The organism is Winogradskyella damuponensis, from assembly GCF_039538385.1.
Lineage (GTDB): Bacteria > Bacteroidota > Bacteroidia > Flavobacteriales > Flavobacteriaceae > Winogradskyella > Winogradskyella damuponensis.
This window is the reverse complement of record NZ_BAABCB010000029.1, coordinates 40,897-54,917: the sequence shown is the minus strand read 5'-3', so window position 1 is coordinate 54,917 and position 14,021 is coordinate 40,897. Positions and strand designations below refer to the sequence as shown.

The 14,021-nt window shown below is 32.6% G+C and carries 11 protein-coding genes; 6 read left to right on the top strand and 5 right to left on the bottom strand.

Annotated features, from left to right (window positions below):
* Window positions 1-43: 43 nt before the first annotated feature.
* Both ABD730_RS14990 and ABD730_RS14985 read left to right on the top strand, forming a co-directional pair.
* A complete protein-coding gene (locus ABD730_RS14990) occupies window positions 44-1,222 on the top strand; it encodes an AIR synthase related protein (protein ID WP_344715716.1) in 1,179 nt (392 codons plus the stop codon).
* 13 nt (window positions 1,223-1,235) lie between these two features.
* Window positions 1,236-2,240 carry a DUF3078 domain-containing protein gene (locus ABD730_RS14985; RefSeq protein WP_344715714.1) on the top strand — a complete coding sequence of 335 codons (1,005 nt, stop codon included), beginning with the start codon at window positions 1,236-1,238 and terminating at the stop codon, window positions 2,238-2,240.
* Between the two features lie 17 nt (window positions 2,241-2,257).
* Here the strand turns inward: ABD730_RS14985 and ABD730_RS14980 are convergent, their stop codons facing one another.
* Window positions 2,258-2,923 carry an ATP-binding cassette domain-containing protein gene (locus ABD730_RS14980; RefSeq protein WP_334471489.1) on the bottom strand — a complete coding sequence of 222 codons (666 nt, stop codon included), beginning with the start codon at window positions 2,921-2,923 and terminating at the stop codon, window positions 2,258-2,260.
* A gap of 412 nt (window positions 2,924-3,335) precedes the next feature.
* Here ABD730_RS14980 and prfA point away from each other — a divergent pair, with 412 nt between their 5' ends.
* The 3 genes from prfA to ABD730_RS14965 are packed head-to-tail and all read left to right on the top strand — an operon-like array spanning window position 3,336 to window position 6,095.
* Window positions 3,336-4,412 (top strand): peptide chain release factor 1, encoded by a 1,077-nt coding sequence (prfA, locus tag ABD730_RS14975; RefSeq protein ID WP_215924547.1) that lies wholly within the window; start codon window positions 3,336-3,338, stop codon window positions 4,410-4,412.
* 33 nt (window positions 4,413-4,445) lie between these two features.
* Window positions 4,446-5,261 (top strand): orotidine-5'-phosphate decarboxylase, encoded by an 816-nt coding sequence (gene pyrF / locus ABD730_RS14970; RefSeq protein ID WP_334471486.1) that lies wholly within the window; start codon window positions 4,446-4,448, stop codon window positions 5,259-5,261.
* Between the two features lie 60 nt (window positions 5,262-5,321).
* Complete coding sequence (locus ABD730_RS14965; protein ID WP_334471484.1) at window positions 5,322-6,095, top strand: ABC transporter substrate-binding protein; 774 nt, start codon at window positions 5,322-5,324, stop codon at window positions 6,093-6,095.
* A gap of 331 nt (window positions 6,096-6,426) precedes the next feature.
* On the opposite strand, the gene ABD730_RS14960 is transcribed toward ABD730_RS14965, so the two are convergent.
* The 3 genes from ABD730_RS14960 to purU all read right to left on the bottom strand — a co-directional run bounded on the left by ABD730_RS14960 (window position 6,427) and on the right by purU (window position 8,424).
* On the bottom strand, window positions 6,427-6,624 hold the full coding sequence (locus ABD730_RS14960) for a Lacal_2735 family protein (protein WP_334471482.1): 198 nt from the start codon (window positions 6,622-6,624) through the stop codon (window positions 6,427-6,429).
* A 91-nt stretch (window positions 6,625-6,715) separates the two neighbouring features.
* Window positions 6,716-7,426 carry a DUF4197 domain-containing protein gene (locus ABD730_RS14955; RefSeq protein ID WP_215924543.1) on the bottom strand — a complete coding sequence of 237 codons (711 nt, stop codon included), beginning with the start codon at window positions 7,424-7,426 and terminating at the stop codon, window positions 6,716-6,718.
* A 143-nt stretch (window positions 7,427-7,569) separates the two neighbouring features.
* Window positions 7,570-8,424, bottom strand: a complete 855-nt coding sequence (gene purU / locus ABD730_RS14950; RefSeq protein WP_344715712.1) for a formyltetrahydrofolate deformylase — start codon at window positions 8,422-8,424, stop codon at window positions 7,570-7,572.
* Window positions 8,425-8,569: 145 nt separating this feature from the next.
* Between purU and ABD730_RS14945 the strand changes: the two genes are divergently transcribed.
* Window positions 8,570-11,983: a methylmalonyl-CoA mutase family protein gene (locus tag ABD730_RS14945; protein WP_334471477.1), complete on the top strand. Its 3,414-nt coding sequence runs from the start codon at window positions 8,570-8,572 to the stop codon at window positions 11,981-11,983.
* Window positions 11,984-12,116: 133 nt separating this feature from the next.
* On the opposite strand, the gene ABD730_RS14940 is transcribed toward ABD730_RS14945, so the two are convergent.
* Window positions 12,117-13,982 (bottom strand): beta strand repeat-containing protein, encoded by a 1,866-nt coding sequence (locus ABD730_RS14940; protein WP_344715710.1) that lies wholly within the window; start codon window positions 13,980-13,982, stop codon window positions 12,117-12,119.
* Window positions 13,983-14,021: the final 39 nt, after the last annotated feature.

The following is a 14,021-nucleotide window of genomic DNA, read 5'->3' as shown; positions in this document are numbered from 1 at the left end:
CAATTCTTACTTTTGCAACACCAATGTTAAATACAATAGTTTTATGAGTAATTCGGTGAGTAAAAGATATGCGCAAAGAGGTGTTTCAGCATCTAAAGAAGATGTTCATAATGCGATAAAGAATATTGATAAAGGTTTATTCCCTAAAGCATTCTGTAAAATAGTACCAGATTATTTAACTAATGATGCGGATTACTGCCTTGTTATGCATGCAGATGGTGCAGGTACTAAATCGTCTTTAGCTTACATGTACTGGAAAGAAACCGGAGATATTTCAGTTTGGAAAGGCATTGCACAAGATGCGTTAATAATGAATATTGATGACTTACTTTGTGTTGGTGCAACAGACAATATTATGTTGTCTTCGACTATAGGAAGAAATAAGAACTTAATTCCTGGCGAAGTTATATCTGCAATTATTAATGGTACAGAAGAATTAATAGAAGATTTAAAGTCCTTTGGAGTTACTATTCATTCTACAGGAGGTGAAACTGCAGATGTTGGGGATTTAGTAAGAACTATAATTGTAGATTCTACAGTAACGGCTCGTATTAAACGAAGCGATGTTATTGATAATGCAAATATTACTGATGGTGACGTTATTGTTGGTTTAGAATCTTTTGGGCAAGCAACTTATGAAACCGAATATAATGGCGGCATGGGAAGTAATGGCTTAACATCGGCAAGACATGATGTGTTTTCTAAATATTTAGCCGAAAAGTATCCGGAAAGCTACGATGCTTCAGTGCCAGAAGAATTAGTATATTCTGGGCAAACGAAACTTACAGATCCTGTTGAAAATTCTCCAATAGATGCAGGTAAGTTGGTGCTATCGCCAACACGAACGTATGCTCCAATTATAAAAGCAATTTTAAATACTTACACAAGCGAAGATATTCATGGGATGGTGCATTGTAGTGGTGGTGCGCAAACTAAGATACTTCACTTTATAGATAATCTTCACATCATTAAAGATAATATGTTTGATGTTCCTCCGTTATTTAAACTCATTCAAGAACAATCTAAAACAGATTGGAAAGAAATGTATCAAGTATTTAATTGTGGACATCGTATGGAATTGTATGTAAAACCAGAAGTAGCTAAGACTATTATTGAGATTTCTAAATCTTTTAATGTAGAAGCCAAAATAATAGGTAGAGTAGAAGCTTCAGATCAAAAGGCACTGACTATAAAAAGCACATACGGAACATTTACATATTAATTTTATTTTAAGCATGAAAAACTATTCGTGGTTTCTTTTTAGCATTTTTGTGTTGTGTTCTAGCATGCTATTTGCGCAGCCTGATTCTTTGTATTTTCAGAAGAAAAAGGACCAACCTATAGAGTTGGGATGGAGAACAAAAAAAGAGATAGGTTTAACACTTAATCAAGTTTCGTTTACAAATTGGAATTCGGGAGGAACAAACTCTATTTCTGGAATCGTAACAGGAAAAGCAATAGCAAAATACAAACAAGAAAAATGGTTTTGGAACTCTAATTTTAATGTGCGTTATGGTTTAAACAAGCAAGAAGCTGAAGACATTAGAAAAACCGAAGATGTTTTTGAGGTAATTTCTAATGCAGGCCTAGAATTAGATCCTAAAAGTAATTGGTTTTATTCGGCAAAGTTTAGTTTTAACACGCAGTTAGCTAATGGATATAATTATCCTAATAGAGATGAGCCTATATCAAGATTTTTAGCACCTGGTTATATGTTTTTTGGATTGGGAATGGAATATGGTAGACATATAGAACGTTTGTCTTTTTATGCTTCGCCTTTTACCTTAAAAACCACATTTGTTTTAGATAAAGATTTGGCAGACAAAGGGTCTTTTGGTGTAGATCCTGCAATTTATGATTTAGATGGTAATATCCTTAGAGATGGAAAAAGAGTTAGACAAGAATTGGGTATTTTGTTAACCAACCAGTACGAAGAAGAGGTCTTTGAGAATATTAAAATAACCAGTCTATTGCGTTTATATACAGATTATATAAATAGTTTTGGAAATATAGATGTTGAATGGGAACTTAACCTAGACATGAAAGTCAATAGGTATGTTAAAGCGACTTTAGGGTCGCATATCAGATACGATGATGATATAAAAGTTGAAGTTGAAACCAATGAAATGACCAACGAAGAAATTGTAATTGAAGGTCCAAAGTTACAGTGGAAACAAATTTTAGGTGTTGGTGTGGTTGTAGATTTAGATAATATTATAAAATCAAATGGCTCGTCTTAGATGAGTGTATTACATGTTTAGCTTCTAAGGCTACCTTCACTTAAGTATTTATAATCTTCAAGCTCTGTAAGTTTTTCAATTTTCTTTGTAGTACCGTTTTTTAGTAAGTATATAATATCAGAAGATGTAATGATATGTTGATACATGTGATCTGAAATGATAATAGCTTTCTCTTTTTTTTCTTCTTCAATAAGTTGTTTTACGGTTTCAATATGTAATGGAGACAAATGCGAAAAAGGTTCATCTAAAAATACAATCTTACTTTTTGCTTTCAAAATAATATAAGTTTCAATAATTCGCCTTTCACCACCAGATAGAGCTTTAAATTTTGAGTTTTTATAGATGGCGAATGCTTCAAAATTTTCAATAAAAATAGTCCAGTCTATAGCGTATAGTTTAAAAACAAATGAAAGCTTCATTTCGCTAGGAATAAAATTATATTGTGGTAAATATTTGGCAATTTTTGTAGAAAATAAAGGCTTTAAAAGCGGTTTGTTGTCTAGTCTTACCAATTTGTATTTCGGTTTCAAATTCCCAAAAGCAATATTGAGCAAACAACTTTTACCACAGCCATTTCTACCTAAAATAGCTGTTACTTTTCCTGTTTCAGCTTTTAAGTAAATACCATTTAAAATGCGTTTGTTTTTAAAGTAAAGTTCTACATTGTCTAATTCAAATATCATTTTGTTATCAAGTGAATTCCTTAAATATTGTAAGAAAGATAATGGTTAAAATGCAGTCTAGAATAAATATAACGGAAAAAAGCTTTAAAGTAGAAATACCTAAATTTTTATAAAAGGTTAATTTTCGCTTATTATTGGTTTCACTCACATAATACCATGCAAAAATCGTAAGAAATAATTTGGTTACTAAGGCTGGTGCTATAATAGGATTGAAAAATCCGATAATAGCATTCGCAATAAAAGACCAAACCACAAACGGTCTGTAAAATGCAAGTATAGCTAGGAATCGATACATACTTGATAGATAACGTATGTTTTATGTGTTTTATTTTTTTTAAGTTAAAATGTCCTGATATCCAACGTTTCAAAATCCATAATTTATCGTATTTTTGAAATCCAATTTTGAAGAGAGATGTTAGAGAAAATACAGATAATAAAACAACGTTTTGATGAGGTAAATGATCTTATCATTCAACCAGATATTATATCAGATCAGCAACGCTACACGAAGCTGATGAAAGAATACAAGGATTTAAAATTAATTGTAGACAAAGGAGAGGTTTACAAGGAGGCCTTAGATAATATCTCTGAAGCTGAAGAAATTATTGCAGATGGTTCTGATGCCGAAATGGTAGATATGGCTAAAATGCAACTTGAAGAATCAAAAGAAACCATTGATAAACTTGAAGAGGAGATTCGTTTTATGTTGATTCCTAAAGATCCTGATGATGCTAAAAACGTTGTTGTTGAGGTACGTGCAGGTACAGGTGGTGACGAAGCGAGTATTTTTGCAGGTGATTTATACCGAATGTACTCTAAATATTGTAGTGATAAGGGCTGGAGAGTCGATGTGGTAAGTCAGAGTGACGGAACATCTGGTGGTTTTAAAGAAATTATTTTTGAAGTTTCTGGAGAAGATGTTTACGGAACATTAAAGTTTGAAGCTGGTGTACACCGTGTGCAACGTGTACCACAAACAGAAACTCAAGGTCGTGTGCATACAAGTGCAGCAACCGTTATGGTATTGCCAGAAGCGGAAGAGTTTGATTATGAATTAGACATGACGGAAGTACGTATAGAGCGTACCACATCAACAGGTCCTGGTGGTCAGTCAGTAAATACAACGTACTCGGCTATTAAGTTACATCACGAACCAACAGGTATGATTGTAAGTTGTCAAGATCAGAAATCATCTCATAAAAACTTAGAAAAAGCCTTAAAAGTATTACGTTCGCGTTTATACGATTTAGAATTAGCAAAACAACAAGCTGCCGATTCTGAAAAACGTAAAAGTATGGTGAGTTCTGGTGATAGGTCTGCTAAGATTAGAACCTATAATTATCCTCAAGGACGAGTAACAGATCATAGAATAGGATTAACCCTTTATGATTTATCAAATATCATTAATGGTGATATTCAAAAAATAATAGACGAATTAATGTTAGCTGAAAACACTGAGTTGTTAAAGGCGAACGATGATGTAATTTAAATTGAAGCCTCTTTTTGAGGCTTTTTTTATACTATGACCACACAACAGCTTATAGACCAAATTAAAAAAAAGCAATCCTTTCTCTGCATAGGTTTAGATGTCGATTTAAATAAAATCCCAAAGCATTTATTAAAAGAAGAGGATCCTATCTTCGCTTTCAATAAAGCAATTATAGAGGCAACCCACCATCTTTGCGTAGCTTATAAACCAAACACAGCATTTTACGAAGCATACGGTATAAAAGGATGGCAAGCATTAGAAAAAACCATCAATTATCTTAATAAAAATCACCCAGAAATTTACACCATTGCAGATGCAAAACGAGGTGATATAGGTAATACAAGCACCATGTATGCTAAAGCTTTTTTAGAGGACTTAGGGTTTGATAGTGTTACGGTTGCACCTTATATGGGAAAAGATTCAGTTGAACCTTTTTTAGCTTTTAAAGATAAGCACACCATACTTTTAGCCTTAACTTCTAATCAAGGAGCTTTTGATTTTCAAACAAAATCAGTCGATGGAGTAGAGTTGTATAAACAGGTTTTAGAAACGTCTAAATCTTGGAAAAATGCTGAAAATTTAATGTACGTAGTTGGTGCCACTAAAGCTGAGTTTTTAGCAGATATTAGAAAAATTATTCCAGAGAGCTTTTTATTGGTGCCTGGTGTTGGTGCTCAAGGTGGAAACCTTCAAGAGGTTTGTAAGTATGGTATGAATAAATCGATTGGCTTATTAATTAATTCATCTCGAGGCATTATTTATGCATCTCAAGATGGAGATTTTGCAGAAGCTGCAGCTCAAAAAGCTGAAGAATTACAGTTGCAGATGTCAGAAATTCTGAGTTTATAATCTCAATCACAGTCTTCAGTGTGTTTTAGCTTGTAAACTGAGACTAGAAAGTGAAATTAAATGAAAGATCAACTTAAACGAGAAATTCAATTCAAAAAAACACCCAAACGAATCATCTCGTTAGTGCCCTCTCAAACCGAATTATTGGTAGATTTAGGTTTGGAAGCTTCAATTGTAGGTGTGACTAAGTTCTGTGTACATCCAAAGCACCTTAGAATATCTAAAGCTGTTGTTGGTGGTACAAAACAAATTAATCTTGAAAAGATAAAAGCACTTCGTCCAGATATTATTCTTTGCAATAAAGAAGAAAATACGAAGGAGATTATTGAAAGCCTAGAAGCTATCGCACCTATTCATGTCAGCGATATTTATAATTTAGAAGATTGTTTTGAGCTCATTACCATGTATGGGGAGATTTTTAATATTAAAAGAACCACGTCAACTTTAGTGGCCAATATTCAATTAGAACGCGAAGCATTTCAACTTCAATATCAAGATATAGATAAGTTAAAAGTGGCTTATTTTATTTGGAAAAAACCGTGGATGGTTGCTGCATCAGACAATTTTATAGATGCTATGATTACGGAAGCAGGATTTATTAATAGTTATAGCAATGAAAAACGCTATCCTGAAATCGATTTAAATGATCCAAAATTAAAAGAAGCCGATCTGATTTTTCTTTCTAGTGAACCTTTTCCGTTTAAAGAAGCTCATGTTGTGGAGTTGCAATCAAAATTTCCAGAAAAAACGATAAAAATTGTAGATGGAGAGTTGTTCTCTTGGTATGGTAGTCGCTTACTAAAGTCTTATAGCTATTTTCAAACACTTCATTAATAAACATAAAAAAGTCGATACCTAACTAAATATCGACTTCTGACTAACTAACTGCTTTAAAACTTAACTAACTTAATCTTTTTTGCACTGCAAAGATGTTGATATTCTTTAGGTTGAATGTTATGTTAATATTAGGATATGATTAAATGTAAAATACTATAACATAGAAAAGTCGGTATTTAATTAAATACCGACTTTTAATTAATAATTTCAATTAAAATTATTACTATCTCAATCTTTTGCATTACAAAGATGCTGATATTTTATAAGTTAAATGTTATGCTAATATTAGGATATAATTAAATGTAGTTTAATCACTTAAGGTTTTTAATTAATTAGCGTACAATTTCGCATCTCCAACAACAAATTTAAGCTTGTTAAGTTTATTGAGAACTTTTGTGGCTTTGTATTCTGAAAAGTCACTTAATGCGTGGTCTGTTTGTCTTAAATTATAAGCATCTTCAATAAGCTGCTTATATTTATGATTTAGCCTTTTCCTTTTATTTAGAAGTTTATCAATATGGGCCACAACGAAAAAAATATTAGTTAGTCGTTGAAAGTTAGTGATTTATCTTTTAAAAATACAGAAAATTGTAGCAAAAAATAATGACTTTAACGTTTTAGTCTTGTAAAGCAAATACTTTTTTCAATAAATCCGTTCCTCGAGAAGAGACTTTAGTTCTAATTTCTTTTTCTTCAACAGCAATCATTGTATAAACACCTTTTAGAGCTTCGCCAGTGACATAATCCGTTAAATCCGGGTTTACATCACTAGTTAATGGAAGGCTATTGTATTTAGTAATTAGATTAGACCAGATTTTATCTGCTCCAACTTTACTAAACGAATTATTAATAACAGGTTGAAATTTGCTATAAAGTTCGGTCTGCGTTTTTGATGTTAAATATGATGTTGCCGCATTATCTTCTCCTAAAAGAATATTTTTAGCATCATCAAAAGTGATATCTTTTACGGCATTTACAAAAATTGGAGTAGCTTCCGATACAGCATCTTCAGCAGCTCTGTTTAATACTTTTAAGCCTTCATCAGCTAAACTGCTTAATCCTATTTTACGAAGTGCACTGTCTACTTTCTGTAGTTCTTCTGGTAAAACTATTTTTACTAATTCATTTTTAAAGAATCCATCTTCAGCGGTTAATTTGCTTACTTGTTTCTCAATACCTGCGTCTAGCGCTTCTCTTAATCCTGCTGCGATATCAGCGTTGCCTATAACATCACTTGTACCTTGTGGTAAAGAATCAACAACCTGTTGTAACTCGGCGCAAGCTGTTAAATTGAAAATAATTAGTAGGGCAAAAATTCTTTTAATCATGATTGTAGTTTTAATTGTTGGTAAAGATAATTCTTATAGGTAAAAATGCTTTAAATTTTAAAGCTAAATTGTTCTTAATTTATAGACACTTGTTAATATGAATAGTCACTTTAATTTTTGTTTTAATGTATGTGTTTTAGTGTTTAAGAGAATATAATTGTCTTATTGTTATATACCATAACCTTTCTTTTTGTGTGAAGCTTAATAGCATTAGATAAAACGATTTTTTCTAAATCTCTACCTTTGGCAATTAAATCTTTTATAGAATGCGTGTGGGACACATGTGCCACATCTTGCTCTATAATAGGTCCTGCATCTAGTACTTCTGTAATATAATGACTGGTTGCTCCTATAATTTTTACTCCACGTTTATAAGCTGAATGATAAGGTTTGGCACCAACAAATGCAGGTAAAAAGGAATGATGAATATTAATTATTTTATTAGGATAATTATCAATTAAAGTTTTAGATACAATTTGCATATAACGCGCTAAAACAATAAAATCGATAGCGTGTGATTCCAATAGCTCTAATTGTTTTTGTTCGGCTTCATCTTTTGTAGATGCAGTTATCGGAACATGATAAAACGGAATATTAAAACTGTCTGCTATAGGTTTTAAATCGAGATGATTACTCAGGATGAATGGAATTTCAAGAAACAATTCTCCAGAATTATAACGTCCTAAAATATCGTATAAACAATGATCGTACTTAGAAACAAACAAGGCCATTTTAGGTTTTCTTTCAGCAGCAAAAATTTTCCATTCCAGTTGAAATTTCTGAGCTAAGGTTGTACTAAAAAGCTGTTTGAAGTTTTCTAGAGCAAATGTGTTAGATGCAAATTCACATTCCAAACGCATAAAGAAGATATTTTGTTCTCTATCAACATGTTGGTCTATATAAACGATGTTTCCATCATTGGTAGCTATAAAATTAGTTACAGATGCAATAATGTTGGATTGGTCTTCACAATGAATAAGTAATGTGATTTTTTGCATAAAATTGATCTTTAATGAATTGTTAAAATTAATTAAAATTCCGCGCGAACCTGACTTTCTTTAAGTTTTAGATAATTGATGATTATTGCTTTAGATTTTTGAATATTCCTTAAATTTGCCACTCAAATAAGCAAGATTTTTAAGAATGGAACAAGTTGCACCTTATAAACCAAAATATAAAGTACGTATAGTAACAGCCGCATCTCTTTTTGATGGACACGATGCTGCTATAAATATAATGCGTCGTATTATTCAATCTACAGGAGTGGAAGTCATTCACCTTGGTCACGATAGAAGTGTAGAGGAAGTTGTGAATACGGCGATTCAAGAAGATGCAAATGCGATTGCATTAACCTCTTACCAAGGTGGTCATAACGAGTATTTTAAATATATGTATGATTTGCTCAATGAAAAAGGAGCTGGTCATATCAAAATCTTTGGAGGTGGAGGTGGAGTTATTCTCCCTGAAGAAATTAAAGAATTAATGGATTATGGAATTACCAGAATCTATTCTCCAGATGATGGAAGAGCACTTGGTTTACAAGGCATGATTAATGACTTGGTACAACAATCCGATTTTGCCATAGGAGATACACTAAGTAACGAGGTAGATCTACTTCCTACTAAAAACCCAAAAGCAATTGCTAGAGTCATTTCTTCAGCAGAAAATTTCCCTGAAGTTGCAAAAGCAACATTAGACAAAATTCATATTAAAAATAAAACGTCTAAAACACCAGTTTTAGGTATCACAGGAACAGGTGGAGCTGGTAAATCCAGTTTAGTCGATGAGCTAGTGCGTCGTTTTTTAATCGATTTTCCAGAAAAAACCATTGGTTTAGTCTCAGTGGATCCTTCTAAGCGTAAAACAGGAGGAGCACTTTTAGGGGATCGTATTCGTATGAATGCGATTAACAACTCAAGAGTGTATATGCGTAGTTTAGCAACACGTCAGTCTAACCTAGCCTTATCAAAATACGTAAACGAAGCTATTGAAGTTTTAAAAGCTGCAGAATACGATTTAATCATATTAGAAACGTCTGGTATTGGTCAGTCTGATACTGAAATCATGGAACATTCAGACGTGGCATTATACGTTATGACTCCAGAATTTGGTGCAGCGACACAACTTGAAAAAATCGATATGTTAGATTTTGCAGATTTGGTAGCTATTAATAAGTTTGATAAACGTGGTTCTTTAGATGCGTTGCGTGATGTGAAAAAGCAATACATGCGTAACAATAATCTTTGGGATGTGCATCAAGACGATTTGCCTGTTTATGGTACCATAGCTTCACAATTCAACGATCCAGGAATGAATACGCTTTATAAAGCCATTATGGATAAATTGGTTGAAAAGGCAGACTCAGAATTAAAATCGACTTTCGAAATTTCTAAGGAAATGAGTGAGAAAATTTTTGTGATTCCACCGTCAAGAACACGCTATTTATCTGAAATTGCTGAGAATAATCGCGCGTACGATAAAACAGCTGATGCGCAAGTTGAAGTCGCACAACGTTTATACGGTATTTATAAAACATTAGAATCTGTTTTAGAAGTAACACCAAAATTAGACAAAGCAGGAATTGCTTCAGAATCTATCTCGGAGAATGCCGGTAATGAAGATTTTGTAAAACTTTTAGTTAGCGAATTTGACCGTGTAAAATTAAACTTAGATCCTTACAATTGGGAAGTCATTACGGGTTGGGATGAGAAAGTAAACAAATACAAAAATCCAATTTATAGCTTTAAGGTAAGAGATAAAGAAATAAAAATAGAAACACATTCGGAGTCGTTATCGCATTTACAAATTCCACGAGTTGCTTTACCAAAGTATCAAGCTTGGGGAGATTTATTACGTTGGACATTGCAAGAAAACGTACCAGGTGAATTTCCATATACTTCAGGATTATATCCTTTTAAACGTACAGGCGAAGATCCTGCGCGTATGTTTGCAGGAGAAGGCGGGCCAGAACGTACTAACAGACGTTTTCACTATGTAAGTGCAGGCTTACCAGCCAAACGTTTATCTACTGCTTTTGATAGTGTAACGCTTTACGGAAACGATCCCGATTTAAGACCGGATATTTACGGAAAAATTGGTAATGCAGGAGTTAGTATTTGTTGTTTAGATGATGCTAAAAAACTGTATTCTGGTTTTGATTTGGCAAATGTTATGACATCGGTAAGTATGACGATAAATGGTCCTGCGCCAATGTTATTAGGTTTCTTTATGAATGCTGCCATAGACCAACAATGTGAATTGTATATTAAAGAAAATGGACTGGAAAAAGAAGTAGAGGCTAAAATAGCGAAGCTTTATAAAGGCAAAGAACGTCCATCTTATAATGGTGAGTTACCAGAAGGGAATAATGGTTTAGGCTTAATGTTATTAGGCGTCACTGGTGATCAAGTATTGCCAGCAGACGTTTACGCAGAAATTAAAAAGAATACCATTGCTCAGGTTAGAGGAACGGTTCAGGCAGATATTTTAAAAGAGGATCAAGCACAAAACACATGTATTTTCTCTACAGAATTTGCGTTGCGTTTAATGGGAGATGTTCAAGAGTATTTTATAGAGAATAACGTTCGTAACTTCTATTCGGTATCAATTTCTGGATATCATATTGCAGAAGCAGGAGCAAACCCAATTACGCAATTAGCGTTGACTTTATCTAATGGTTTCACTTACGTGGAATATTATTTAAGTCGTGGTATGGACATTAATAAGTTTGGTCCAAACCTATCATTCTTTTTCTCAAACGGAATTGATCCAGAATATGCTGTAATTGGTCGTGTTGCCAGAAAAATATGGGCAAAAGCCATGAAGCACAAATACGGCGCCAATGCAAGAGCACAAATGTTGAAATATCATATTCAAACGTCTGGACGTAGTTTACACGCTCAAGAAATTGACTTTAATGATATTCGTACAACGCTTCAAGCATTATACGCTATTTATGATAACTGTAACTCATTACACACTAACGCGTATGATGAGGCTATTACAACACCAACTGAAGAATCGGTTAGACGTGCGATGGCAATTCAATTAATTATCAATAAAGAATTAGGATTAAATAAAAACGAAAATCCAATCCAAGGCTCATTTATTATTGAAGAATTAACGGATTTAGTAGAAGAAGCTGTGCTTTTAGAATTCGACAGAATTACAGAAAGAGGTGGTGTTTTAGGTGCCATGGAAACCATGTACCAACGTAGTAAAATACAAGAAGAAAGCTTGTATTATGAAACCTTAAAACACAACGGAAAATTCCCAATTATTGGAGTAAATACGTTCTTAAGTAGTAAGGGGTCTCCAACAGTTGTGCCTGCGGAAGTCATTAGAGCAACAGAAGAAGAGAAGCAGTTTCAGATTAAAACCTTAGCGAACCTTCATGCAGCAAACGATACAAAAGCATTGCTGAAAGACTTACAACAACGCGCCATAAACAACGAAAATATATTTGAAGCTTTAATGGAAGTATGTAAGGTCTGTAGCTTGGGAGAAATTACCTCGGCATTATTTGAAGTTGGTGGTCAGTATCGTAGAAATATGTAGTATAACATAATAAACAAATAAAAAACCAAGTCTAGGCTTGGTTTTTTATTTGTTTATTATTCTTTATAAGTAGAAAATGTAATATTTTATATACTAAGAGTTTCTAATTATAACTAAGTATTGCTCAAAATTTTTATTCTTTTAAGAATTTAATAGTGGTGTTATTTTCAAATTTTAAAAAGTATAAACCTGTATTTAAGTTTTGAATATCAATTTTAGCATTGTTTGTAACACTTCCATTTTTTACTTCCTGCCCTAAAGTGTTATATATTGTATAGTTTTCTTCAGTTTGTAAACCACTTATTGTAATAAAGTTACTTGCTGGATTAGGATATAATGAAATATCAGTTAATTCAAAATCTAGTGTGCTTAAAGTATTAGCGACTTCTAATATAACCTCTGTAGCTGTATAGCTAACATTCCAATCGTAGCCAGTAGGTAAATTTACTGTATCAAAAGTACCTGTAATATTACTAGCGGTTAAAATGGTAAAGCTGTCACCTACAGCAGGTGTAAAACCATTTAAAAGGCTTACGTTTAGAGTACCATTTAAATTTGCATTACCATAAGAGTATACTTTGTCATAACTTGTGGTGCTCTCTAATTCTGTAAGTAATGTTGCAGTAGTTTCATGCGTGTAATCGTTACTAAACGTATAAGTTCCAGGGGAATTACCAGGACTTAAGATGCCTGAATTACTAAAATTACCAGTGTGATCTGTATTTACACCTGTTAGTGTGCCATTGTTGTTAAATGTTCCTGTATTAAAAAGTTGGCTAGTATTTTTATAAGTTCCAGAATTATTTACAGTTATAGTTCCATTATTTGTACAATGTACACTCTCAAAAGTACCATTTAAAACAGTAAGTGTTCCTTCATTTGTGAAATTATAGCTATAATTATGTGTGACTCCCGAAGTAATGTAGTCTCCAGTGAGTAAATTTGTAATTGTTAGGTTAGCACCAATGTTCATGTTAGGTAATTCTAAAATTCCATCATTAGTTAAATATCCAGAACCATTAAAATCACAATCAATAGCTCTAAGTGTTCCGTAATTAGTAATTGTGCCATCATTTGTTAAATCAGCACGCCAATAAGAATTTCCAGTTGTAGTAATGGTTCCTGTAGCTGTATTTGTGAAAGTCGCTAGGGCAATTTCACCACCATTAATATTTAAAGTGCCCAAATTAATTAGAGTATCGGGACCATTAATAAGACCATTTAAATTAATAATTCCATTATTAGTATATGTTAAAGAATTATTATAGTCTGTATGGCCTTCAAAATCTAAAGTTCCATTATTAATAAAAGTTCCAGAACCGTCAAGTTGATAAGAAGATAAATTTAAAGTTCCATCGTTAGTAAGGGTTCCATCATTTGTGAAAGTGGCACCAATTAAAACGCTTCCAGTTGTATTAATAGTTCCTGTAGATGTATTTATTAATTGTATATTAGAATTAAAATTAACAATACTAATGTTAAAAATTCCAGAATTTGTAAACTCTAAGGTAGCACTAGAGGCAATATTACCATCAAGACTTAATGTTTCATTATTTGTAACAGTACCTGAACCATCTAGGTTAACAAAATAAGCTAGATGTATATTTCCATTGTTAATAAACGTTCCGTTATTAGTAATATTATTGTGAATATGTATATTCCCAGTTGTATTTATAGTTCCTGTAGTTGTATTTATAATAGATCCAGTATAATTAACCGGCTGTGAAATATTTAAAGTGCCATTATTTGTAATAGTGCCAGGATTATTTACAAAGTCAGAAAATTCTAAAGTTCCATCATTAGTAATTGTTTCATCAATAGTAATACCACTAGTAATAACAACAGTATCTCCAGCGTTAATGGTTGTTCCAGGATAAGAAGGCGACCAATTTGCTGTATTTGACCAATCTCCAGATCCAAAATAAGTGTACGTAGTTTGAGCATGTATTGTTACTGTAAAAAGTAATAATAGTAAAAGATGTAAAGTAGTTTTTTTCATAAGATTTAAGAGGTTTGTTAATATTTTTAACGATAATAG

Excerpts from the sequence above, each read along its gene's own strand:
- ABD730_RS14940 (WP_344715710.1), bottom strand. The coding sequence starts at position 13,982 with ATGAAAAAAACTACTTTACATCTTTTACTATTATTACTTTTTACAGTA.
- ABD730_RS14955 (WP_215924543.1), bottom strand. The coding sequence starts at position 7,426 with ATGATTAAAAGAATTTTTGCCCTACTAATTATTTTCAATTTAACAGCT.
- purU (WP_344715712.1), bottom strand. The coding sequence starts at position 8,424 with ATGCAAAAAATCACATTACTTATTCATTGTGAAGACCAATCCAACATT.
- ABD730_RS14985 (WP_344715714.1), top strand. The coding sequence starts at position 1,236 with ATGAAAAACTATTCGTGGTTTCTTTTTAGCATTTTTGTGTTGTGTTCT.
- ABD730_RS14990 (WP_344715716.1), top strand. The coding sequence starts at position 44 with ATGAGTAATTCGGTGAGTAAAAGATATGCGCAAAGAGGTGTTTCAGCA.
- ABD730_RS14980 (WP_334471489.1), bottom strand. The coding sequence starts at position 2,923 with ATGATATTTGAATTAGACAATGTAGAACTTTACTTTAAAAACAAACGC.
- pyrF (WP_334471486.1), top strand. The coding sequence starts at position 4,446 with ATGACCACACAACAGCTTATAGACCAAATTAAAAAAAAGCAATCCTTT.
- prfA (WP_215924547.1), top strand. The coding sequence starts at position 3,336 with ATGTTAGAGAAAATACAGATAATAAAACAACGTTTTGATGAGGTAAAT.
- ABD730_RS14945 (WP_334471477.1), top strand. The coding sequence starts at position 8,570 with ATGGAACAAGTTGCACCTTATAAACCAAAATATAAAGTACGTATAGTA.
- ABD730_RS14965 (WP_334471484.1), top strand. The coding sequence starts at position 5,322 with ATGAAAGATCAACTTAAACGAGAAATTCAATTCAAAAAAACACCCAAA.